This is a genomic window from Noviherbaspirillum aerium, from assembly GCF_008929045.1.
Classification (GTDB): Bacteria; Pseudomonadota; Gammaproteobacteria; order Burkholderiales; family Burkholderiaceae_D; genus Noviherbaspirillum; species Noviherbaspirillum aerium.
On record NZ_VFAH01000013.1, the window covers coordinates 63,460 to 85,248 of the forward strand.

Here is a 21,789-nt window from a genome sequence, read left to right on the forward strand (position 1 = left end):
TTACCTCGGCTTCTGCTGCCACCAGCTCGATATCACATAGGGATCGGCCGCATAGTACAGGGGCATCTTGGCGGGAATGCCGAAACGGCTGCGATAGGCGACCCTGTGCGTCGACGAGAACCAGTGCGGCACGACGATATATTTGTGCAGCAGCACCCGGTCGAGCGCGCGCGCCGCGGCGATCAGTTCGGTGCGCGAACCCGCGGCCACCAGGTTGGCCACCAGCTTGTCCACCGCCGGGTCCTTCAGCCCCCAGGCATTGTTCGAACCCTTCTCGTCGGCCGCCTTGGAGCCGAAGGTATCGAACATTTCATTGCCGGGGCTGGTGGTGTCGGGAAAGCGGATACTGGTCATGTCGAAGTCGAATTCCTCCATCCGCTTCTGCACCAGCGCATAGTCGGCGGTGCGCTGGTTGACCTGGATGCCGAGCTTCTGCAGGTTGCGGATATAGACGCTGATGATGCGCGACAGCGCGGACTGGTCGTCCAGGATTTCAAAGGTGAACGGCTCGCCCTTGGCATTGCGCAGCGCGCCGTCGCGGTATTCCCAGCCAGCCTGTCTGAACAGTTCCCGCGCCTGCAGCAGGTTGGCGCGCAGCGAGGCCGGCGGATCGGTACGCGGCTGCACCGGCGCCGGACCGAACACTTTTGGATCAAGCATGTCGCGCAAGGGCTCCAGCAGCTTCAGTTCGTCCTCGGAGGGCATGCCGGACGCCGCCAGTTCGCTGTTGTTGAAGTAGGAATAGATGCGCTTGTACTGGTTGTAGAACAGCTGCCGGTTCATCCACTCGTAGTCGAGCGCGAGCCCGAGCGCCTGGCGCACCCGGATGTCGGAAAACTGTCCGCGCCGCAGGTTCATCACGAAGCCCTGCATGCCGGCCGCGTTCGAATGCTGCAGTTCGCGCTTGACGATCTCGCCGCTCGTGAATTTCGGGCCGATATAGCTGCGCGCCCAGTTCTTTGCGCTGTACTCGACCACGACGTCGAATTCGCCTGCCTTGAAGGCTTCCAGCCGCGCGACATCGTCCTTGTAGAAGCGGTAGATGATGCGGCCGAAATTGAACATGCCCCTGCGCGCAGGCACGTCATTGCCCCAGTAGTTGGGATCGCGCTTGTAGATGATGGAACGCCCGACATCGTAGCGCTCGATCAGGTAGGGCCCGGTGGCGATCGGCGCTTCCAGCTGTATCTTGTCGAAGCTGGTCTTCGCGCCCCACTTGCGGGAAAACACCGGCACCCCGCCCACGATCAATGGCAGCTCGCGGTTGAGCGCCTTGAAATCGAAACGCACGGTGCGCTCATCCACCACGACGCATTCCTTGACGTCGGCGAACACCGACTTGAACTGCGGCGCCCCCTTGGCCAGAAGAGTGTCATAGGAATGCTTGACGTCGGCCGCGGTCACCGGGTCGCCATTGTTGAACTTGGCCTTCGGATTCAGCCGGAAGGTCATGGACATGCGGTCCTCGGCCAGCTGCATGTCCTCGGCCAGCAAGCCGTACATGGTGGCCATCTCGTCCGCCGAACTGGTGGCCAGCGTCTCGAACATCAGGTTGGAAACGCCCGCCGCCGCGACGCCCTTCATCGAATACGGATTGAACTTGTCGAAGCTGGTGCGCCGGTCGGGATTGGCGAGATAGAGCTCCCCCCCGCGCGGCGCATCCGGATTCACATAGTCGAAATTCTTGAATCCCTCCGGATACTTGGGCGTGTCATAGAGGGAAAAAGCATGGGCGGCATGGCTGCCGGAGCTGTAGGGAATGGTGATACCCAGCAGGATAGAGAGGAGTAATTTGCGCATTCGCCTGGTTAGAGAGGTCGGTTTAGCGTCCACAAGACCGGGGTATTGTACCGAAAGGAATTTTCCGGGGAACGGTTTTCACCGCCAATCGAAGCAACTTGCCTTACGTTAATTGAATTTTACGGTTGTAGCATGGGAAATGGAGCTGCAGCTTGATTTCCACCAGACTCTTTCGCCTCGAGGATAGTTCGCCAAAAGTTGCTCCCCGCTCCAAGTCTCCCTACAATCTTGCCAGTTCAAAAAAGGGACATGATCCCATTCCGACGGGCTTTGCACAGGTTTGCCAGGCCGGGCGGCGTAAAATACGACAAATTCAACTGGAGTCTCCTATGGCATTCCTGCAAGGCAAGAAAATTCTGATCACCGGCCTGCTGTCCAACCGTTCGATTGCTTACGGCATCGCACAGGCCTGCAAGCGCGAAGGCGCCGAACTCGCTTTCACCTACGTTGGCGAGCGCTTCAAGGACCGCATTACCGATTTCGCCAAGGAATTTGGCAGCGAGCTGATCTTCGACTGCGACGTCGGCAGCGACGAGCAGATCAATGCGCTGTTTGCCGATCTCGGCAAATCCTGGAACCAGCTGGACGGCCTGGTGCATGCCATCGGCTTCGCTCCGCGCGAAGCGATCGCGGGGGATTTCCTCGACGGCCTGAGCCGCGAGAATTTCCGCATCGCGCACGACATTTCGGCTTACAGCTTCCCGGCCATGGCCAAGGCCGCCCTTCCTTTGCTGAGCAGCAATTCCGCGCTGCTGACGCTGAGCTATCTCGGCTCGATCCGGGCACTGCCGAACTACAACACCATGGGCCTTGCGAAAGCTTCGCTCGAAGCCAGCGTGCGCTATCTCGCCGAATCGCTCGGACAGAAAGGCGTGCGCGTCAACGGCATTTCGGCCGGCCCGATCAAGACACTCGCCGCCAGCGGCATCAAGGATTTCGGCAAGATCCTCAACTTCGTGAAAACGCATGCGCCGCTGCGCCGCAACGTTACGATCGAGGATGTCGGCAATACCGCCGCCTTCCTGCTGTCCGATCTCGCCGGCGGCATTACCGGTGAAATCACTTACGTCGACGGCGGCTTCTCGCATGTGGTCGGCGGCATCGCCGAACCGAGCGAAGGCTGATGTCGGACATCATCCGGCCTTATTAAACCGGATGGATTTGAAGCGCTGACCTTTAAATCAGCGCTTCCATCTTCATATAACTAATGCTGGAGCCGGTCTTGCATTAAAGCATCATGACTTCTTTGTGCAGCGCCGAAATTTCTCCGGCACAGGAATGCATTCCTCTGTATAATGCGTCCCTGTGTTTGCAACAGGCAGACACGTCGTAGCACCGCAACCCTTTAGCAATAAACCATAAAGCCCTCCCGCCTCTGGTGTCGCCCATCTAGACACCGTCCCGGCGCAAAGCTTTTGTGCCGAAATTTCTCAGAACCCATTTCTCAGCTGTTTCGTTGGTTGGCGTTGCCTTTTCAAATCGTTCGCGAGCTCGTTACGAGTGTGGTCGCGGCGTTGATTTTTAAGAAAGAAACACAATGACTTTTGAAGCACTAGGCCTGCATTCGTCCATTCTCACAGCACTGACCGAAGCCGGCTATACCAAACCTACTCCTGTCCAGGAGCAGGCGGTACCTGCGGCATTGGCGAACCGTGACTTGCTGGTCTCTTCCCAGACCGGCTCCGGCAAGACCGCCGCCTTCATGCTGCCGGCACTGCACAAGTTCGCCGAAGCAGAACAACAAATTCAAGCGGGCGCCAAGACGCCCAACCAGGAACGCCAGGCTTCCCGCGCACGCGGCGAGCGTCCGCGTTTCCAGCCTGCACAGCCGAAGATGCTGGTGCTGACCCCGACCCGCGAACTCGCGCTGCAAGTCACAACGGCCACCACCAAGTACGGCGCCAACCTGCGCCGCGTGCGTGCCGTGTCGATCCTCGGCGGCATGCCCTATCCGAAGCAGATGCAGCTCCTGTCGCGCAATCCTGAAATCCTGGTCGCCACACCGGGCCGTCTGATCGATCACATGGAATCGGGCAAGATCAACTTCTCGCAACTGGAAATCCTGGTGCTGGACGAAGCGGATCGCATGCTGGACATGGGCTTCATCGAAGACATCGAGAAGATTGTCGCGGCAACGCCGGAAACTCGCCAGACCATGCTGTTCTCGGCAACGCTCGACGGCGTGGTCGGCAACATGGCCAAGCGCATTACCCGCGACCCGATGGTCATCCAGATCGCCAGCCTGGGCAACAAGCATGAGAACATCCAGCAGCGCGTGCACTTCGTCGACGACCTGTCGCACAAGAACCGCCTGCTCGATCATCTGCTGCGCGATACGACGCTCGACCAGGCTGTCGTCTTCACCGCGACCAAGCGCGATGCCGATACCATCGCCGATCGCCTGAACATCGCCGGCTTCGCCGCAGCCGCCCTGCATGGCGACATGCACCAGGGTGCCCGCAACCGCACGCTCGACGCGCTGCGCCGCGGCCAGGTGCGCGTGCTGGTGGCAACCGACGTGGCTGCGCGCGGCATCGACGTGCCGGGCATCACCCACGTGGTGAACTATGACCTGCCGAAGTTTCCGGAAGACTACGTGCACCGCATCGGCCGTACCGGCCGCGCCGGCCGCAACGGTCTGGCGATTTCGCTGGTCAACCATGCCGAAAACATGAACATCAAGCGCATCGAACGCTTCACCAAGCAGCTGATTCCGGTTGATATCATCGAAGGTTACGAGCCGAAGAAAACCGCACCGGCACCCCGTTCGGCACGCAAGCCGAATGGCTGGAAGCCGGGCGAAGGCCGCAACGGCAAGCCGGGACAGCGCAGCTTCAGCAAGCCGGGCGCACCGCGCAAGGAAGGCGGCGGCTTCGGCAAGTCCTCGTCGTCGGCCTCGCGCTTTGCAGGCGACGGCAACCGCCGCTCCTTCGGCGACCGCTAGAGCGTTTTCGCCCTGACCGGCCTGGTCAAGGTGAACCGCTCTAAGCATCGCCGGCAGGCGCTCTTTCGGAACAACGAAGCGCTGCAGCCTGGTCTCGCATCAGAACCGCCCGGAAAACCGGGCGGTTTTTTTTCGCCGTCGGTATCGGCGATATGGTCGATATGGTCTACAGCACGCAGGTCCGAAAGCCGATGAACATGGTGTCGCGCTCGGGCAGGCAGAAGCGGCGGAACTTGAGCGAGTGCATGCGCTGCTGCGTCATGACGGATGCGCCCCGCACCGACTGGTGCGAGATGAAATGGGGCTCGGAATATTCGCGATAGGCATCCGGCGCAAAGCCGGGATACGGCTCGAACGGCGAGCAGGTCCACTCCCACAGATCGCCCCATCGCAGCGCAGGATGGCCTGACATGGCCGCATATTCCCATTCCGCTTCCGACGGCAGCCGGCAGTCGGCCCAGACGCAATAGGCCTGCGCCTCGTACAGGCTCAGGTGCCGCACCGGCTCATGGCCCGGCAGGACGATATGCTGGCCGAAACGGTCGCACAGCCAGTGCCGCCCGTCGCGCACCCAGTCGCGCGGCGCGGAACGGTCCTGCAACATCAGCCAGGCACGGCCGCCGACACTCCAGAACTGCGGATTCTGATAGCCGCCGTCGGCTACGAATTCCGCAAACTGCGCATTCGATACCAGGGTGGAATCCATGGTAAAGGCCGGCACGCGGCAGGCATGCGCCCATTTTTCGTTATCGAAGACAAAACCGTTGCCCGGCGCACTGCCCAGCTGTATGGTCCCGCCCGGAAAGCTTATTTCGCCCTGCGCCCAGTTCGGCGCCGCACGAACCGGCAGCTCCGGCGGGAATGCGATGCCCAGCGTCTGCAATTGCTCCAGCATCAGCTCCCGCCGCATGTCTTCATAAGCGAGCACGAGCCGATAGGGATAGAGCGCGTCATCATTGCCGCCGGCGCGCGAGAGCTTGTCGAGCACGCGATCGAGCACTTCGTGGCAATACGTCTTCAGCGCGCCGGCGCTGGGCAGCTCCAGCTTCCACCGCATCCGATGGGATACCGTATTCGGATCGAACCAGTCGTCGCCCTTGGTCAGCATGGAGGTCCGATGGGCCGCCGTCGGCTCGCTCGACTGCGCTTCACGCAGTACATACCATTCCGCAAACCAGGCAATATGTCCGAGTTCCCACAACGGCGGATTGAATTCCGGCCGGGCGGCAAGCTGGACTCCGGCGCCGAAGCCGGCTGCGAGGAAGGCCTCGATCAACGTCAGGGTATCCCGGCGGGCATCCTGCAACGCAGTCATCAAGTCAGGAGCGGAAGCGGTTCGAAAGGAAACATTCATCTGGACGGAAGGTGAAAGGATAATCCAGCCTCTATTATTGGCCGGACAAGATGCATTTGCCAGCGGCGGCCTGGGACCGGTCCCGCGCAGGCCGCTGCCGCCTGATGCGCAATGCCGCCGGCGTGCCGTAGCACTGACCCACAGTCCCACAATCCCACAATCCGGGCCCCGCCGAAATATGCTGGAACTTGATTCAATGGCATTGAAGGAAGTTTTTGCTTGACAGTTCATTTGCCAGTCACCTACATTAACCGAATGTTGACCGCTCACGCACAACTCGCCCTTCACCTACTGCCCGCAGGCACCCTGCTATCGGCAGCCGCACTACTACGCCTAGCGCGCTGATACTGTTACCCCTCCCGTAGTCTGTTATCACGTTGCAAGCAGTATCCGCACTCCAGGGCATCGGAGACGAAGGTCGATATTTCCACAGGTCAGCAAATCATGTATTTCAAGCGTCTTCCCGTAACGTTCATCTCCGGCGATCTGGTCGCCCCGGTGATCTTTGCGCGTGCGCTATCGCTGCTACCTCTACCGATCGGTTGCCTGGCCATGCGCTAGTGGCAGTCAGGCAGCCGATCCGCCACATCGCCATTCCATTGTCCGGACTAAAAGGTTACTCACATGATGTTGCAAAATCCCGCTGCGAAATATCGCCCCTTCCCTCCCATCCGCCTCACCGATCGCACCTGGCCCGACCAGGTGATTTCGAGGCCGCCGATCTGGATGAGCACCGACCTGCGCGACGGCAACCAGTCGCTGATCGAGCCGATGAACCCGGAGCGCAAGCTGCGCTTCTTCGAGATGCTGGTCAAGATCGGGCTCAAGGAAATCGAAGTCGCGTTTCCCTCCGCGTCACAGACCGACTTCGATTTCGTGCGCAAGCTCATCGACGAGAAACGCATTCCGGACGATGTGACGATCGAAGTGCTGACCCAGTCGCGCGAAGACCTGATCCGCCGCACCGTGGAATCCGCCGTCGGCGCCAAGCGCGCGATCGTGCATCTGTATAACGCGGTCAGCCCTTCGTTCCGCCGCATCGTGTTCGGCATGTCGCGCGAAGAGGTCAAGCAGATCGCCGTCGCCGGCACGCGCCTGATCAAGGAACTGACCTCGGCGCATCCGGAAACCGAATGGGTATTCCAGTATTCGCCGGAAACCTTCAGCATGGCGGAGCTCGACGTCGCCAAGGAGGTCTGCGATGCGGTGTCGGAAGTCTGGCAGCCGACGCCGGAGCGCAAGATGATCATCAATCTCCCGGCCACCGTGGAATGCGCAACGCCGAACATTTATGCCGACCAGGTGGAATGGATGCATCGCAACCTCGCGCGCCGCGATTCCATCCTCATCAGCGTCCATCCGCATAATGACCGCGGCACCGGCGTGGCCGCCGCGGAGATGGCGGTGATGGCGGGCGCCGACCGTGTCGAGGGCTGCCTGTTCGGCAATGGCGAGCGCACCGGCAATGTCGACCTCGTGACGCTTGCCCTGAATCTTTACACCCAGGGCGTGAACCCCGGCCTGGATTTTTCCGACATCGATGCCGTGCGCAAATGCGTCGAGGAATGCAACCAGCTGCCTGTGCATCCGCGCCATCCTTATGTCGGCGACCTGGTATTCACCGCCTTCTCCGGCTCCCACCAGGACGCGATCAAGAAGGGCTTCGCCCAGCAGCAGGCCGACGGCATCTGGGAAGTGCCGTATCTGCCGATCGACCCGGCGGATGTCGGCCGCAGCTACGATGCGGTCATCCGCGTCAACAGCCAGTCCGGCAAGGGCGGCATGTCCTACCTGCTCGAACAGGAGTACGGCTTCAAGCTGCCGCGCCGCCTGCAGATCGAGCTCAGCCGCGCCATCCAGCATGTCACCGATGCCACCGGCAAGGAAGTCGGCGCCGGCGACATTTACGACATCTTCCGCAGTGAATACCTGGAGCGCAATGCGCCCTATGCCTATCATGCTCACCAGATGCTGCAGGAAGCCGGCGCGGCGCAGCGCGTGGAAGTGAAGGCCGAGATCGAAAAGGACGGAAAGAAGGCCATCCTGCATGGTCATGGCAATGGCCCGATCGATGCCTTCGTGCAGGCGCTCGGCATCGACATCAACGTGATGGATTATCACGAGCATGCGATTGGCGCCGGCGCCGATGCGCGCGCTGCCTGCTATGTGGAGCTGCGCGTCAACAACGGCCCTACCCTGTTCGGCGTCGGCGTGGACAGCAACATCGTCACCGCCTCCTTCAAGGCGGTGCTGTCCGCGGTCAACCGCGAACTCGGTTCGGGACAGTCGCAGGACGCACTGGCTGCCTGAGCGTATTCGTCGCCTGAAAAGAAAACGCCTGCCGCATCAACCATGCGGCAGGCGTTTTTCATTCGGCGCTCCGACGCTCTCAGGAAGATCTCGCCAGCCGTATGCCCGTGAACTGCCAGCGGGCGGTAGCGGGAAAGAAATTGCGATAGCTGGCACGCGCATGCCCCTCCGGCGTCGCGCAGGACGATCCGCGCAGCACATACTGGTTGGACATGAACTTGCCGTTGTACTCGCCGATGGCACCGTCGGCGGCGCGGTAGCCGGGATACGGCGCATAGCTGCTGAGCGTCCATTGCCAGGCGCTGCCGAACAGTTGCATCAGGCTGTCCTGGCTGTCATTGCTGTCATTGCTGTCTTTGCCGCCGCCGTGATCCGAGCCGCATGCCGCGGGATGCAAGGCGGGCCGTCCGAAGTCGGTGCAGCCCCGTGCCGCATGCTCCCACTCCGCCTCGGTCGGCAGCCGCGCACCGGCCCAGCGGGCATAGGCATCGGCCTCGAAGAAGGACAGGTGCGTGACCGGGCGGTGCGGGTCGAGCGCCTGCAATCCCTGCAGCGTGAACTCCTGCCAGGCATCGCCGTCGCGCCGCCAGTAGATCGGCTGCGACAGGTTGCCGGCGCGTATCCAGTCCCATCCCTCCGACAACCACAGCGAGGGCGTCGCATAGCCGCTGCTGTCGATGAATGCCAGATACTCGCCATTGGTGACGAGACGCGAAGCCATTGCGAAGCCTTCGACGAACTGCCGGTGCCGCGGCAATTCATTGTCGAAGCAGAAGTCGTCGCCCTTGCAGCCAATCTCCACCACGCCGGCCTCGAAACGCCGCCAATGCATGTCGGGCGCGACACGTCCGGGCATCCATGGCGTCTGAAGATAGGCGGGTTCGAGGGGATTCATCGACAGCATGTGCTTCACATCGGTCAGCATCAGTTCCTGGTGCTGCTGTTCATGATGCAGGCCGACTTCCAGCAATGCGGCGATCCGGCCATCCGTGCCCCCGGCGGCCAGCAGCATGTTCATCCGCTCGTCGACATGGCGCCGGTAGGCCAGCACATCGGCCAGCGGCGGGCGCGTCAGCAGTCCGCGCTGCGGGCGCGGATGCTTGTCGCCGACGCCGTTGTAATAGGAATTGAACAGCACCCGGAATGCGGGATGAAACGGCTTGAAGTCCTTTTCATGCGGTTCAAGAATGAAGGTTTCGAAGAACCAGGTGGTATGCGCCAGGTGCCATTTGATCGGGCTGGCATCCGGCATCGACTGCGCGCAGCAATCCTCGTCGGACAGCGGTTCGGCGATCTCGCGGCTGCGCCGGCGCACGGCGCGGAATCGATCAAGCAGGGTGGCTGACAGGTTCAGGTCATCGGGCATGGTGCAGGCCTTTACATTGCGCGCGCGTGGCAGACCAGGAACCAGCCCTTCTCGTCCGTCCAGGTGCGTATCGCGCCGAAACCGGCGCGTTCAAGCAACTGGAGGAAGCCCTGGCGCGTGTACTTGTAGCTGTTTTCGGTATGGATGCGCTCGCCCCTGCCGAACCGGCGTTCGCCATCCGTCCAGCGCACCGTCACATCGCTGCGCGCTTCGAGATGCATTTCGATGCGGGAAGCGGCCTCGTTGTAAAAGGCCACGTGGCGCCAGTCCCGGACATCGAAGTCGGCGCCCAGCAATGCATTGAGGTGCCGCAGCAGATTGAGATTGAATGCGGCGGTCACGCCCAGTCCGTCGTCATAGGCGGCGTCGAGCACGGCCTTGTCCTTCACCAGGTCGACGCCGATCAGCAGGCCGCCGTCGCCCTGGCAGGCCGCGCGCATCCTGTCGAGCATATCGGCGGCCGCCTCGGGCGTGAAATTGCCGATCGAGGATCCGGGGTAGAAGAACAGCCGCTTGTCGCGCCGCACCGCGGCGGGCAATGCCATCTCCGCCGAGAAGTCCATGCCGATGCCCGTCATCCTGATCTGCGGGAATTGCTGGCGCAGGCCGTCGACCGCGCTCCTGAGAAAGTCCACGGAGATATCCACCGGCACATATTGCAGAGGCTGGAGCAGCGGGAACATGCGCGCCGCCTTCGCGCAATTGCCGGCCCCGAGATCGATCAGCGTGCTGCCCTTGCCGATGGCGCGCGCCATGTCATAGAGATGGGTGTCGAAGATGGCGGCTTCGGTGCGCGTCGGGTAATACTCGGGCAATTCGCAGATGGCTTCGAACAATTTCGAGCCGAGCGCGTCGTACAGGAACTTGGGTGAAGTGCTCGCCTGCGCGGCGAGCAGGCCGGCAGTGAGTTCGGTCCGCATCGCGGCGTCATCCCTCCGGAAAATTTGTAGGAAACCGCTGTGGGTCGAATCCGGGACGAGGGAAGGCGCCATGAATGTAAGTGAGCAAGTTTGCCTTACTGCAGCTTAGGCGATTGAGGGAGGATGACAAGGTTTGTGGCTATCATAGTAAAGACCTTAAGTACATCCTTGAGGCGACACAAGAGTTTTCGAGTATCGATATGCGCTTCGGGCGAAATCTTGCAGCCATTCAACGGCTCGCCCGCTTTCTTGACAGTTACATAACAAACCAGATGAATCGATGCTGAATCTGCATGATGTCACCAAATCCTACGCCAGCGGCAGGCAGGTGCTGAGCCGCTTGAGCTACACCCTGGAAGCGGGGGAATACGTGGCCATCATGGGCGAATCGGGTGTCGGCAAGTCTACCCTGCTTAACCTCATCGCGGGGCTCGATACGCCGGATTCGGGCCGCATCGAGATCGACGGCACGGATATTTCGTCGATGCAGGATGACGCGGCAACGCGGCTGCGCCGGGAAAAGTTCGGTTTCGTGTTCCAGGCTTTCCATATCCTTCCGCATCTGACCATCGCGCAGAACGTCGGCCTGCCCCTGCTGCTCAACAACTCGGCCGCCCGCAGCGCCGAGGACATGCTGGCCGCCGTCGGCCTCGCCGGACGCGGCAGGGATTTTCCGCGCCAGCTGTCCGGCGGCGAACTGCAGCGCGTGGCGATCGCGCGCGCACTGATCCACCGTCCCAAGCTGATCCTTGCCGACGAGCCTACCGGCAACCTGGATCCGGATACGGCGGCGGACGTCCTGGAACTGCTGCGGGACGAGATCAAGCAGAACGGCTCGTCGGCCATCATCGTCACCCATTCGCATGCCGCCGCCGCCAGCGCGGACCGGGTGCTGGAACTGACCAAGCACGGCTTGCATCCCATGGCGGCGGGACGGCCCGGATGAGGCCGCAGGCGATCCCTTCGCTGCGCCGCTGGCTGCTGGCGGGAGAATGGCGCGCGCATCCGGTGCGCACCCTGGTCGCGATGGCGGCCATTGCCATCGGCGTCGCCCTGGGTTTCGCGATACACCTGATCAATGCCGCCGCCTATAACGAATTCTCCGCCGCCGTCAGAAGCCTGTCCGGCCAGGCGGAGCTGCAGGTGCGCGGCACCCAGGCTTTCATCGATGAGAGCCTGTACGGCCGCCTGGCGCAGCGGCCGGAAGTGGCGCTTGCCAGCCCGGTGCTGGAAGTCGACGCGGCGGTGCCGGCGCGGCGCGAAGCGCTCAAGGTGATCGGCATCGATGTATTCCAGGCCGGTGCCATCGCGCCCGACCTGATCGGACTGCCGGCCGAGGACAAGCCATTCGACACGCTGGCGGATGACGCCCTGTTCCTGTCGCCGGCCGCGATGGAATGGCTGAATGCGCGCCAGGGCGACATGCTGCGCCTGCAGGTCGGCACGCAGATGCTGGAGCTGCGCGTGGCCGGCGGACTGGTGCGGGCGCGGGCCGGGCAAAGGCTGGCCGTGATGGATATCGGCGCCGCGCAATGGCGCTTGCAGCGGCTGGGGCAGCTGTCGCGCATCGACCTGAAGCTGACTTCCGGCGTGGACCGGGCCGCCTTTGCCGCGCAGCTTGCGCGCGAGCTGCCGCCGGATGTGCTCGTCACCGAACCGGAAGACCAGGAAGCGCGCACCGCCAACATGTCGCGCGCCTACCGCGTCAATCTCAATGTGCTGGCGCTGGTGGCGCTGTTTACCGGCGCCTTCCTGGTGTTCTCGACGCAGGCGCTGTCGGTGATACGCCGGCGCAGCCAGCTGGCGCTGCTGCGCGTGCTCGGCATGACGCGCGGCCAGGTGCTTTCGCAGATCCTGCTTGAAGGCGCCGGACTGGGCATCGTCGGCTCGCTGATCGGCCTGGCGGCCGGTTACGGAATGGCGGCGGCGGCCCTGCGCCTGTTCGGCGGCGACCTGGGCGGCGGCTATTTCCCGGGCGTGCAGCCAAGCGTGCAGTTCACGCCGGTTGCCGCCTGCGTATTCTTCCTGCTGGGGACGGCGGCGGCCATGCTCGGCTGCGCCGCCCCGGCATGGGAAGCGGCGCGCGCAAAGCCGGCCCATGCGATCAAGTCGGGCAGCGAGGATACGGCGCTGTCGCGGCTGTCGCCGCCCTGGCCCGCGATCGGACTCCTCCTCCTCGGCGCCGGCATGACGCGCCTGCCGCCGGTCGCCGAACTCCCTGTCTTCGGCTACCTGGCGATCGCCCTGCTGCTGATCGGCGGCATCGGCCTGATGCCGCGGCTGGCGGCCCTGGTGTTTTCGGTGCTGGCTCGCATGGGCGACAAGGCGTCGCCCGGCCTGCGCGGATCGGTCGCCACACTGTCCCTCGCCCGGCTCGCCAATGCGCCGAACCAGGCGTCGATTGCGCTGGGCGGCGTGCTGTCGAGCTTCAGCCTGATGGTGGCAATGGCCATCATGGTGTCGAGTTTCCGCGTGTCGGTCGACGACTGGCTGGGCCAGGTGCTGTCGGCGGATCTGTATGTGCGCGCGGCCGGCGGCGGAAGCAGCGGCAAGCTGTCGGCCGACGAGCAGCGCGCCATTGCCGCCGTTCCGGGCGTCAGGAGGGCCGATTTCCAGCGTGTTTCCCAGCTGTCCATCGATCCGGCCCGGCCGTCGGTGACGGTGATCGCGAAGCCGATCGACCGTGCCGATCCGGGCAGATCATTGCCGCTTATCGGCGAATCCGCGCCGTTGCCCCCCGAAGCAGGGCCGCCGCCGATCTGGGTCTCGGAAGCCATGGTCGACCTGTACGGATACCAGCCCGGCAAGGAAGTCGCGCTGCCGCTCGGCGGGCAGGCACGGCAATTCATCGTGGCGGGCGTATGGCGCGACTACGCCCGCCAGTCCGGGGCGATCCAGATGCAGCTCGACGACTACCGCCGCATCAGCGGCGACCGCGAAGTCAATGATGTGGCGCTCTGGCTGGACAAGGATGCATCGCCGAGGCAGGTTGCCGACGCGCTGAAGGAGCTGCCCTTCGGCGAGGCGCTCGAACTTGCGGAACCGGGACAGATACGCGCGCTCAGCCTGCAGATTTTCGACCGCAGCTTCGCGGTCACCTACCTGCTCGAAGGCGTCGCCATCCTGATCGGCCTGTTCGGCATTGCCGCCACCTTCTCGGCGCAGACGCTGGCGCGGGCCAAGGAATTCGGCATGCTGCGGCATATCGGCGTGCTGCGCCGGGAAATCCTGTCCATGCTGGCGCTCGAAGGCGGCCTGCTTACCCTGCTCGGCATTCTCACCGGCTTCCTGCTCGGCGGCGCGATCAGCCTGATTCTCATTTTCATCGTCAATCCGCAATCCTTCCACTGGACCATGCAGCTGCACATGCCGTGGACGCTGCTTGCCGCGGTGGCCGCGCTGCTGCTGGCATCGGCGGCGGCTACCGCGCTCATTGCGGGAAGGCATGCGGTATCGGCACAGGCGATCAGCGCGGTCAGGGAGGACTGGTAATGCACGGCTCGACACAGGCAGGCTCATCTCTCGGCGCATGGCTGCTGCGCATGGCGCTCAGCATGCTGGCGCTATGCTGCGGCATTTCCGCATCGGCGGCACCGCCCCGCCTGGCAGCGGTCGAACCGGGCCGGCAACTGGTCTTCCCGCAAGACTTCGGCGCCCATCCCGGCTACCGCACCGAATGGTGGTATGTGACGGGCTGGGTCGAGACGCCCGACAGGAAGCCGCTCGGCTTCCAGGTCACCTTCTTCCGGTCGGCGACCGACCACGACCCCGCCAATCCCAGCCGCTTCGCGCCCAGGCAGCTCATCATCGCCCATGCCGCGCTGTCCGATCCGGCGCAAGGCAAGCTGCTGCACGACCAGAAAAGCGCGCGCGAAGGCTTCGGCATTGCGCATGCCAAGGAAGGCAATACCGATGTCCGTCTCGGCGCATGGACCTTCGTGCGGACCGCGCAGGGCCGCTACGAAACCGTCGTTCCCGCCGGCGAGTTCGAGTTCCGCCTGCAGCTGGATCCGACGCAGCCGGTGATGCTGCAGGGCGCGCAAGGATACTCCCGCAAGGGACCGCGGCCGGAACAGGCCAGCTACTACTACAGCGAACCGCAGCTCAAGGTCACCGGCACGGTCAGCCTGCACGGCAAGCCGGTCGAAGTCAGCGGCAGCGCCTGGCTCGATCATGAATGGTCGACCAGCGTACTCGACGAGAATGCCACCGGCTGGGACTGGGTCGGCGCCAACCTGGATGACGGCAGCGCATTGATGGCCTTCCAGATCCGCAACAAGGACGGCTCCCGCCTGTGGGCCCATGCGGCGCTGCGCGCGCCCGACGGCCGCATCACCCAATTCCCGCCGGAACAGGTAAGCTTCACGCCAACGCGCAGCTGGCGCTCGCCGCGCACCGGCGCCAGCTATCCGGTCGCCACCCGCATCGAGGCCGGCAACCAGGTCTTCGAGCTGACGCCGCTGCAGGACGACCAGGAACTCGACTCGCGGCAATCGACCGGCGCCGTCTACTGGGAAGGCGCCGTGACGCTGACCCGCGACGGACGGCGTGCCGGGCGCGGCTATCTCGAAATGACCGGCTATGTGAAACCCATGAAGCTATGATCTCCGACATGAAGGACCGATGAGCACGCACGCAAAGGATCGTCCCAAGAGCAGCCTTGCCACCTTGAAGGGCCTGCTGCCTTTCCTCGCTCCGTACAGGAAGCAGTTCATCCTTGCCGGCATCGCGCTGCTCATCGCCGCCGGCGCCACGCTCGCCATTCCCTATGCCTTCAAGCAGATGATCGATGCCGGCTTCGGCCCCGCCGGCGTGCGCGACAGCGCGCAGATCGACCTGGTGTTCATGGGTCTGTTCGGCGTCGCCTGCGTGCTGGCGATTGCCACGGCGGCCCGCTTCTACATGGTCTCCTGGCTGGGCGAACGCGTCACCGCCGATCTGCGCAGCGCGGTCTACCGGCATGTGGTGACGCAGAGCCCGGAATTCTTCGAAACCACGCAGACCGGCGAAGTGCTGTCGCGCCTGACCACCGACACCACCCTGATCCAGGCCCTGGTCGGCACCAGCATCTCGATGGCATTGCGCAATACGCTGTTGTTCATCGGCGGGCTGGCCATGCTGTTCGTCACCAGCATCAAGCTGTCGGCCATCATCCTCGTCATGCTGGCGGCGGTGGTGCTGCCCATCGTGCTGTTCGGGCGCAAGGTGAGGAAGCTGTCGCGCGACTCGCAGGACCGCGTCGCCGACGCTTCCGCGCTGGCGGGCGAAATCCTCAACGCCATGCCCACGGTGCAGGCCTTCACCCATGAACAGCAGGAAGCGGGACGCTTCGGCGCCTCGGTGGAGCGCGCCTTCAAGACCGCGATGCAGCGCATCCGCGCCCGTTCCCTGCTGACCGTGATGGCCATCCTGCTGGTGTTCGGCGCGATCGTGTTCGTGCTGTGGCTGGGTGCGCATGCGGTGATCCAGGGCCGCATGACGGCGGGCGAGCTCGGCCAGTTCATCCTGTATGCATCGATCGTGGCCGGCGCCATCGGCGCGCTTTCCGAAGTGCTGGGGGAAGCCCAGCGCGCCGCCGGCGCCGCCGAGCGCCTGCTGGAACTACTGTCGGTGCGCTCGCCCATCCAGTCGCCGGCGCAGCCGCTGACACTTGCCGCACGCACCGCCAACGGCGCGTCGCTGAGCCTGCAGCACCTCGGCTTTCACTATCCGTCGCGGCCGAATGCGGCGGCGCTGCACGACCTCAACCTCGAGATCCGGCCCGGCGAAACGGTCGCCGTCGTCGGTCCTTCCGGCGCCGGCAAGACCACCCTGTTCCAGCTGCTGCTGCGCTTCTACGATCCGCAGCAGGGTCGCATCCTGCTCGACGGCGCCGACATCCGCCAGCTCGATCTTGCGGCGCTGCGCGGCGCCATCGGCATCGTGCCGCAGGACACCGTGATCTTCTCGGAAAACGCGATGGAAAACATCCGTTATGGCCGGGCCGATGCCGGCGACGACGAAGTCATTGCCGCCGCGAAGCTGGCCGCCGCCCATGAATTCATCGAACGCCTGCCGCAGGGATACCAATCCTTTCTCGGAGAACGCGGCGTGCGGCTGTCGGGCGGCCAGCGACAGCGCATCACGATCGCCCGCGCGCTGCTGAAGAACCCGCCCCTGCTGCTGCTCGACGAAGCCACCAGCGCGCTGGATGCGGAATCCGAACGGCTGGTGCAGCGCGCGCTGGAAGCCGCGATGGTGGGACGGACAACGCTGGTGATCGCCCATCGGCTCGCCACCGTGCAGCGGGCCGACCGCATCATCGTGATGGAGCACGGCCGCATCGTGGAGATGGGATCGCATTCGGAACTGGTGGCGCGCGGCGGGCTGTATGCCAGCCTGGCGGCGTTGCAGTTTTCGCAAGATCCTGCAGCTTGATTGCGCGACATGCGGGGCGCAATGTTTCAATGTTTACTTGAAGCGTGCCTGAACGAATACATTAAAATACCGTGTCTCCAGGAAACCAACGACCATGCGCCAATACCTCGATTTCATGCGCCATGTCTATGAACATGGCACCGAAAAAACCGACCGCACCGGCACCGGCACCCGCTCGGTGTTCGGTTACCAGATGCGCTTCGACCTGCAGCAGGGTTTTCCGCTGCTGACCACGAAGAAATTGCACCTGAAATCCATCATCCATGAACTGATCTGGTTCCTGGCCGGCTCCACCAACACCAAGTACCTGAAAGACAACGGCGTCTCCATCTGGGACGAATGGGCGGATGCCGAAGGCAACCTCGGCCCGATCTACGGCTACCAGTGGCGCTCCTGGCCGGCGCCGGACGGCAAGCACATCGACCAGATCTCCCAGCTGCTGGACCAGATCAGAAACAACCCGGACTCGCGCCGCCTGATCGTCTCGGCCTGGAACGTGGCCGACATTCCGCAGATGAAGCTGCCGCCCTGCCACGCCTTTTTCCAGTTCTACGTGGCCGACGGCAAGCTGTCCTGCCAGCTCTACCAGCGCAGCGCCGACATCTTCCTCGGCGTGCCCTTCAACATCGCGTCGTACGCGCTGCTCACCCACATGGTGGCCGAGCAGACCGGGCTGCAGGTCGGCGAATTCATCTGGACCGGCGGCGACTGCCACCTGTACTCCAACCACATGGACCAGGTGCGCGAGCAGCTGTCGCGCACACCGTATGCGCCGCCCAGGCTGGTCATCAAGCGCAAGCCGGATTCGCTGTTCGATTACAAGTTCGAGGATTTCGAAATCACCGGCTATGAATCGCATCCGCATATCAAGGCGCCGGTGGCGGTCTGAGCGCGTCGAAAGAAACCATGGACAACAAAGGCCTGATCTCCATCGTCGTCGCGATGGATGCCGAGCGCGGCATCGGCATCGACAACACCCTGCCCTGGCGCCTGAAGGAAGACATGGCGCACTTCAAGCGCACCACCACCGGCCATCCGGTGATCATGGGGCGCAAGACCTTCGATTCCATCGGCAAGCCGCTGCCGAACCGCCGCAATATCGTCATCACCCGCAACCCGCAATGGCGACACGAAGGCGTGGAAGCCGTCACCTCGGTCGATGCCGCGCTGGCGCTGGTGGCCAACCTGCCCGCCCATGTCATCGGCGGCGCGCAGATCTATGCCGAAGTCCTGCCGCGAACCGACAGGCTGATCGTGACCGAGATCGGCAGGACTTTTCAGTGCGATGCATTTTTCCCGCCGATCGACGCCGGCACCTGGAAGGAAATCAGCCGGGAGCAGCATCATTCGGCGGAGAATGGATTCGACTACGCATTCGTGACCTACGACAAGGTCGCTTGAGACGGCATCAGTTCACAACCCTTGCATGAGCGAGGCATCACAAGCGCGCATGCCGAATCCCTCGCCCGCATGCGGACGGGAAATCAATCAGCAGCAGGAGTATCAATGTCGGGACACGGTTTTCATGTGCATGGACCGCACGATCATGAAGTCGAGCATGCGGCCCATGGCAGCGATGGCTTTTCCAGCAAGATCGCGGTGACCACCGCTGTGCTGGCCACGATCGGCGCCCTGTTCGGCTACCAGGCCGGCGACACGCAGAACAATGCGGCGCTCTACAAGAACAATTCCGCCATCAAGAAGACCGAGGCGTCGAATCAGTGGAATTATTACCAGGCCAAGTCGAACAAGCAGAATCTTGCCGAACTCGCCATGACGCTGCCTGCCGTGGATGTTGAAAAATACAAGACCGAGGTCGAACGCTACAAGAAGGAAAAGGGCGATATCAAGACGGACGCCGAGAAACTCGAAGCCGCATCCCTCGACTGGGACAGGAAGTCCGAGGAGCAGATGCACCAGCACCACCGCTGGGCGCAGGCCATGACCGCCGAGCAGATCGCGATTTCGCTGGCCGCGATCACGCTGCTGACCCGCAAGAAGTGGCTGGAATACATTTCCTACGGCGTGGCCGGTGTCGGCATCGTGCTTGGCATCGCGGCCTGGCTGCATTTCTGACCCGCCCCGCGTCCCTGGCGCACCGGCCTGCCGCCTGTCTCCCTGCCTCCTGCCTGACCGCCGCGGGCACCTTTCCCGCGGCGTCAGTCCTCCATTCGGACTTGCATTGCCGGTAACCCGGCACTTTTCACACACATTTCACTCATATCTGCGAAAATCCCGGTTTTCGCAAATTTCGGCGCGCAAGCTCACCCGCCCAGGCGTCTCCCTTGTCATCTCTACCTGGAGACCTCATGAAATTCCGCTTTCCCATCGTCATCATCGACGAAGACTTCCGCTCCGAGAACACCTCCGGCCTGGGCATTCGCGCACTCGCCGAAGCCATGGAGAAGGAAGGCATGGAAGTGCTGGGCGTGACCAGCTACGGCGACCTGTCCCAGTTCGCCCAGCAGCAGTCGCGCGCTTCCGCCTTCATCCTGTCGATCGACGACGAGGAATTCGGCGCCGGCTCGTCGGAAGAAACCGATTTCGCGCTCAAGTCGCTGCGCGCCTTCGTCGAAGAGATCCGCCACAAGAATGCCGACATTCCGATCTACCTGTATGGCGAAACCCGCACGTCGCGCCATATTCCGAACGACATCCTGCGCGAGCTGCACGGCTTCATCCACATGTTCGAGGACACCCCGGAATTCGTTGCGCGCCACATCATCCGCGAGGCGAAGTCCTACCTCGACAGCCTGGCGCCGCCCTTCTTCCGGGCGCTGGTGCATTATGCGCAGGACGGCTCCTACTCCTGGCACTGCCCCGGCCATTCCGGCGGCGTGGCCTTCCTGAAGTCTCCGGTGGGACAGATGTTCCACCAGTTCTTCGGCGAGAACATGCTGCGCGCCGACGTCTGCAACGCGGTGGAGGAACTCGGCCAGCTGCTCGACCATACCGGCCCGGTGGCCGCTTCCGAGCGCAATGCGGCGCGCATCTTCAATGCCGATCATTGCTACTTCGTCACCAACGGCACCTCGACCTCGAACAAGATGGTCTGGCATTCGACCGTGGGCCCCGGCGACATCGTCGTGGTCGACCGCAACTGCCACAAATCCATCCTGCACTCGATCATCATGACCGGCGCGATCCCGGTGTTCCTGATGCCGACCCGCAACCATCTCGGCATCATCGGCCCGATCCCGCTCGAAGAGTTCAAGATCGAAAACATCATGAAGAAGATCGAGGCCAACCCCTTCGCCCGCGAAGCGAAGAACAAGAAGCCGCGCATCCTCACCATCACGCAGTCGACCTACGACGGCGTGCTGTACAACGTCGAGACCATCAAGGACATGCTCGACGGCGAGATCGACACCCTGCACTTCGACGAAGCCTGGCTGCCGCATGCGACCTTCCACGACTTCTACAAGAACATGCATGCGATCGGCAAGGACCGCCCGCGCGCCAAGGAATCGCTGATCTTTTCCACGCAGTCCACCCACAAGCTGCTGGCCGGCCTGTCGCAGGCGTCGCAGATCCTGGTGCGCGATTCGCAGACGGTCAAGCTCGACCAGGACATGTTCAATGAAGCCTATCTGATGCATACCTCGACCTCGCCGCAGTACGCGATCATCGCGTCCTGCGACGTGGCCGCCGCGATGATGGAGCCGCCGGGCGGCACCGCGCTGGTGGAGGAAAGCATTTTTGAAGCGCTGGACTTCCGCCGGGCGATGAAGAAAGTCGACCAGGAATTCGGCGAGGACTGGTGGTTCCAGGTCTGGGGGCCGGACGAATTTTCCGAGAACGGCATCGGCTCGCGCGAGGACTGGATGATCCGCGCCGAGGACAACTGGCACGGCTTCGGCAACATCGCCACCGGCTTCAACATGCTGGACCCGATCAAGGCGACCATCGTCACGCCCGGCCTGTCCATCGACGGCAAGTTCGGCGAGTCGGGCATTCCCGCCTCGATCGTGACGCGCTACCTCGCCGAGCATGGCGTCATCGTGGAAAAGGCTGGCCTGTACTCGTTCTTCATCATGTTCACCATCGGCATCACCAAGGGCCGCTGGAACACGCTGCTGACCGCGCTGCAGCAGTTCAAGGATGATTACGACAAGAACCAGCCGATGTGGCGCATCCTGCCGGAGTTCTCGGCGGCCAACCCGCGCTACGAGCGCATCGGCCTGCGCGACCTGTGCCAGCAGATCCACGACATGTACAAGTCCTACGACGTGGCGCGCCTGACCACCGAGATGTATCTGTCGGACATGCAGCCGGCGATGAAGCCGTCGGACGCGTTCGCGAAGATGGCGCACCGCGAGATCGAGCGCGTCAACATCGACGAGCTCGAAGGCCGCGTCACCGCGATCCTGCTGACGCCCTACCCGCCGGGCATCCCGCTGCTGATCCCGGGCGAGCGCTTCAACAAGACCATCGTCGATTACCTCAAGTTCGCGCGCGACTTCAACGAGAAGTTTCCGGGCTTCGAGACCGACGTGCACGGGCTGGTGACGCAGGAAATCGCTGGGCGGCGAGGCTACTATGTGGACTGCGTGAAGCAGGACAGCTGATTGGCGCCCGGCATTTGACGGCAAGAAAAAGGCACCTTCACGGTGCCTTTTTTGTCCCGATGAACTGCGGACCGCAAGCCATACGGACCGGAGATCGGAGAGGGCCTTTC

General features: G+C 63.1%; 15 protein-coding genes. 11 read left to right on the plus strand and 4 right to left on the minus strand.

Translation table 11 applies throughout. From position 1 onward, the window contains the following. Positions 1–1,800, minus strand: a complete 1,800-nt coding sequence (locus tag FH061_RS18310) for an extracellular solute-binding protein (RefSeq protein ID WP_151637279.1) — start codon at positions 1,798–1,800, stop codon at positions 1–3. Positions 1,801–2,129: 329 nt separating this feature from the next. Here FH061_RS18310 and fabI point away from each other — a divergent pair, with 329 nt between their 5' ends. After that, the gene (gene fabI / locus FH061_RS18315; protein WP_151637280.1) at positions 2,130–2,924 is read left to right on the plus strand and encodes an enoyl-ACP reductase FabI; all 795 of its coding nucleotides are present in this window, start codon (positions 2,130–2,132) and stop codon (positions 2,922–2,924) included. Positions 2,925–3,337: 413 nt separating this feature from the next. Then, a complete protein-coding gene (locus tag FH061_RS18320; RefSeq protein WP_151637281.1) occupies positions 3,338–4,744 on the plus strand; it encodes a DEAD/DEAH box helicase in 1,407 nt (468 codons plus the stop codon). A 166-nt stretch (positions 4,745–4,910) separates the two neighbouring features. On the opposite strand, the gene senA is transcribed toward FH061_RS18320, so the two are convergent. Further along, positions 4,911–6,098, minus strand: coding sequence for a selenoneine synthase SenA (senA, locus tag FH061_RS18325; RefSeq protein ID WP_192805129.1), 1,188 nt, complete (start codon positions 6,096–6,098; stop codon positions 4,911–4,913). Between the two features lie 624 nt (positions 6,099–6,722). On the opposite strand from senA, the gene leuA reads away from it, so the two are divergent. Further along, the gene (gene leuA / locus FH061_RS18330; RefSeq protein ID WP_151637282.1) at positions 6,723–8,408 is read left to right on the plus strand and encodes a 2-isopropylmalate synthase; all 1,686 of its coding nucleotides are present in this window, start codon (positions 6,723–6,725) and stop codon (positions 8,406–8,408) included. Between the two features lie 79 nt (positions 8,409–8,487). Here leuA and egtB read toward each other — a convergent pair whose 3' ends face one another. Together egtB and egtD are read right to left on the minus strand one after the other, a co-directional pair. Continuing rightward, complete coding sequence (egtB, locus tag FH061_RS18335; RefSeq protein WP_151637283.1) at positions 8,488–9,774, minus strand: ergothioneine biosynthesis protein EgtB; 1,287 nt, start codon at positions 9,772–9,774, stop codon at positions 8,488–8,490. A gap of 11 nt (positions 9,775–9,785) precedes the next feature. Further along, on the minus strand, positions 9,786–10,694 hold the full coding sequence (gene egtD, locus FH061_RS18340) for an L-histidine N(alpha)-methyltransferase (RefSeq protein WP_151637284.1): 909 nt from the start codon (positions 10,692–10,694) through the stop codon (positions 9,786–9,788). A 280-nt stretch (positions 10,695–10,974) separates the two neighbouring features. On the opposite strand from egtD, the gene FH061_RS18345 reads away from it, so the two are divergent. The 8 genes from FH061_RS18345 to FH061_RS18380 all read left to right on the plus strand — a co-directional run bounded on the left by FH061_RS18345 (position 10,975) and on the right by FH061_RS18380 (position 21,679). Further along, entirely contained in the window at positions 10,975–11,640 is a 666-nt protein-coding gene (locus tag FH061_RS18345; RefSeq protein WP_151637285.1) for an ABC transporter ATP-binding protein, read from the plus strand. Next, positions 11,637–14,186: an FtsX-like permease family protein gene (locus FH061_RS18350; RefSeq protein WP_151637286.1), complete on the plus strand. Its 2,550-nt coding sequence runs from the start codon at positions 11,637–11,639 to the stop codon at positions 14,184–14,186. Before FH061_RS18345 ends, FH061_RS18350 begins: the two co-directional genes overlap by 4 nt. Further along, positions 14,186–15,298 carry a lipocalin-like domain-containing protein gene (locus FH061_RS18355; RefSeq protein ID WP_225984722.1) on the plus strand — a complete coding sequence of 371 codons (1,113 nt, stop codon included), beginning with the start codon at positions 14,186–14,188 and terminating at the stop codon, positions 15,296–15,298. The genes FH061_RS18350 and FH061_RS18355 overlap by 1 nt, the downstream gene beginning before the upstream one ends. A gap of 19 nt (positions 15,299–15,317) precedes the next feature. Continuing rightward, a complete protein-coding gene (locus FH061_RS18360) occupies positions 15,318–17,111 on the plus strand; it encodes an ABC transporter transmembrane domain-containing protein (protein WP_151637287.1) in 1,794 nt (597 codons plus the stop codon). A 94-nt stretch (positions 17,112–17,205) separates the two neighbouring features. Next, positions 17,206–18,000 (plus strand): thymidylate synthase, encoded by a 795-nt coding sequence (locus FH061_RS18365; RefSeq protein WP_151637288.1) that lies wholly within the window; start codon positions 17,206–17,208, stop codon positions 17,998–18,000. Positions 18,001–18,017: 17 nt separating this feature from the next. Next, positions 18,018–18,512, plus strand: a complete 495-nt coding sequence (locus FH061_RS18370; RefSeq protein ID WP_151637289.1) for a dihydrofolate reductase — start codon at positions 18,018–18,020, stop codon at positions 18,510–18,512. A gap of 105 nt (positions 18,513–18,617) precedes the next feature. Continuing rightward, positions 18,618–19,187: a DUF4337 domain-containing protein gene (locus tag FH061_RS18375; protein ID WP_151637290.1), complete on the plus strand. Its 570-nt coding sequence runs from the start codon at positions 18,618–18,620 to the stop codon at positions 19,185–19,187. A 233-nt stretch (positions 19,188–19,420) separates the two neighbouring features. Further along, positions 19,421–21,679 (plus strand): arginine/lysine/ornithine decarboxylase, encoded by a 2,259-nt coding sequence (locus FH061_RS18380; protein ID WP_151637291.1) that lies wholly within the window; start codon positions 19,421–19,423, stop codon positions 21,677–21,679. Positions 21,680–21,789 lie beyond the last annotated feature (110 nt).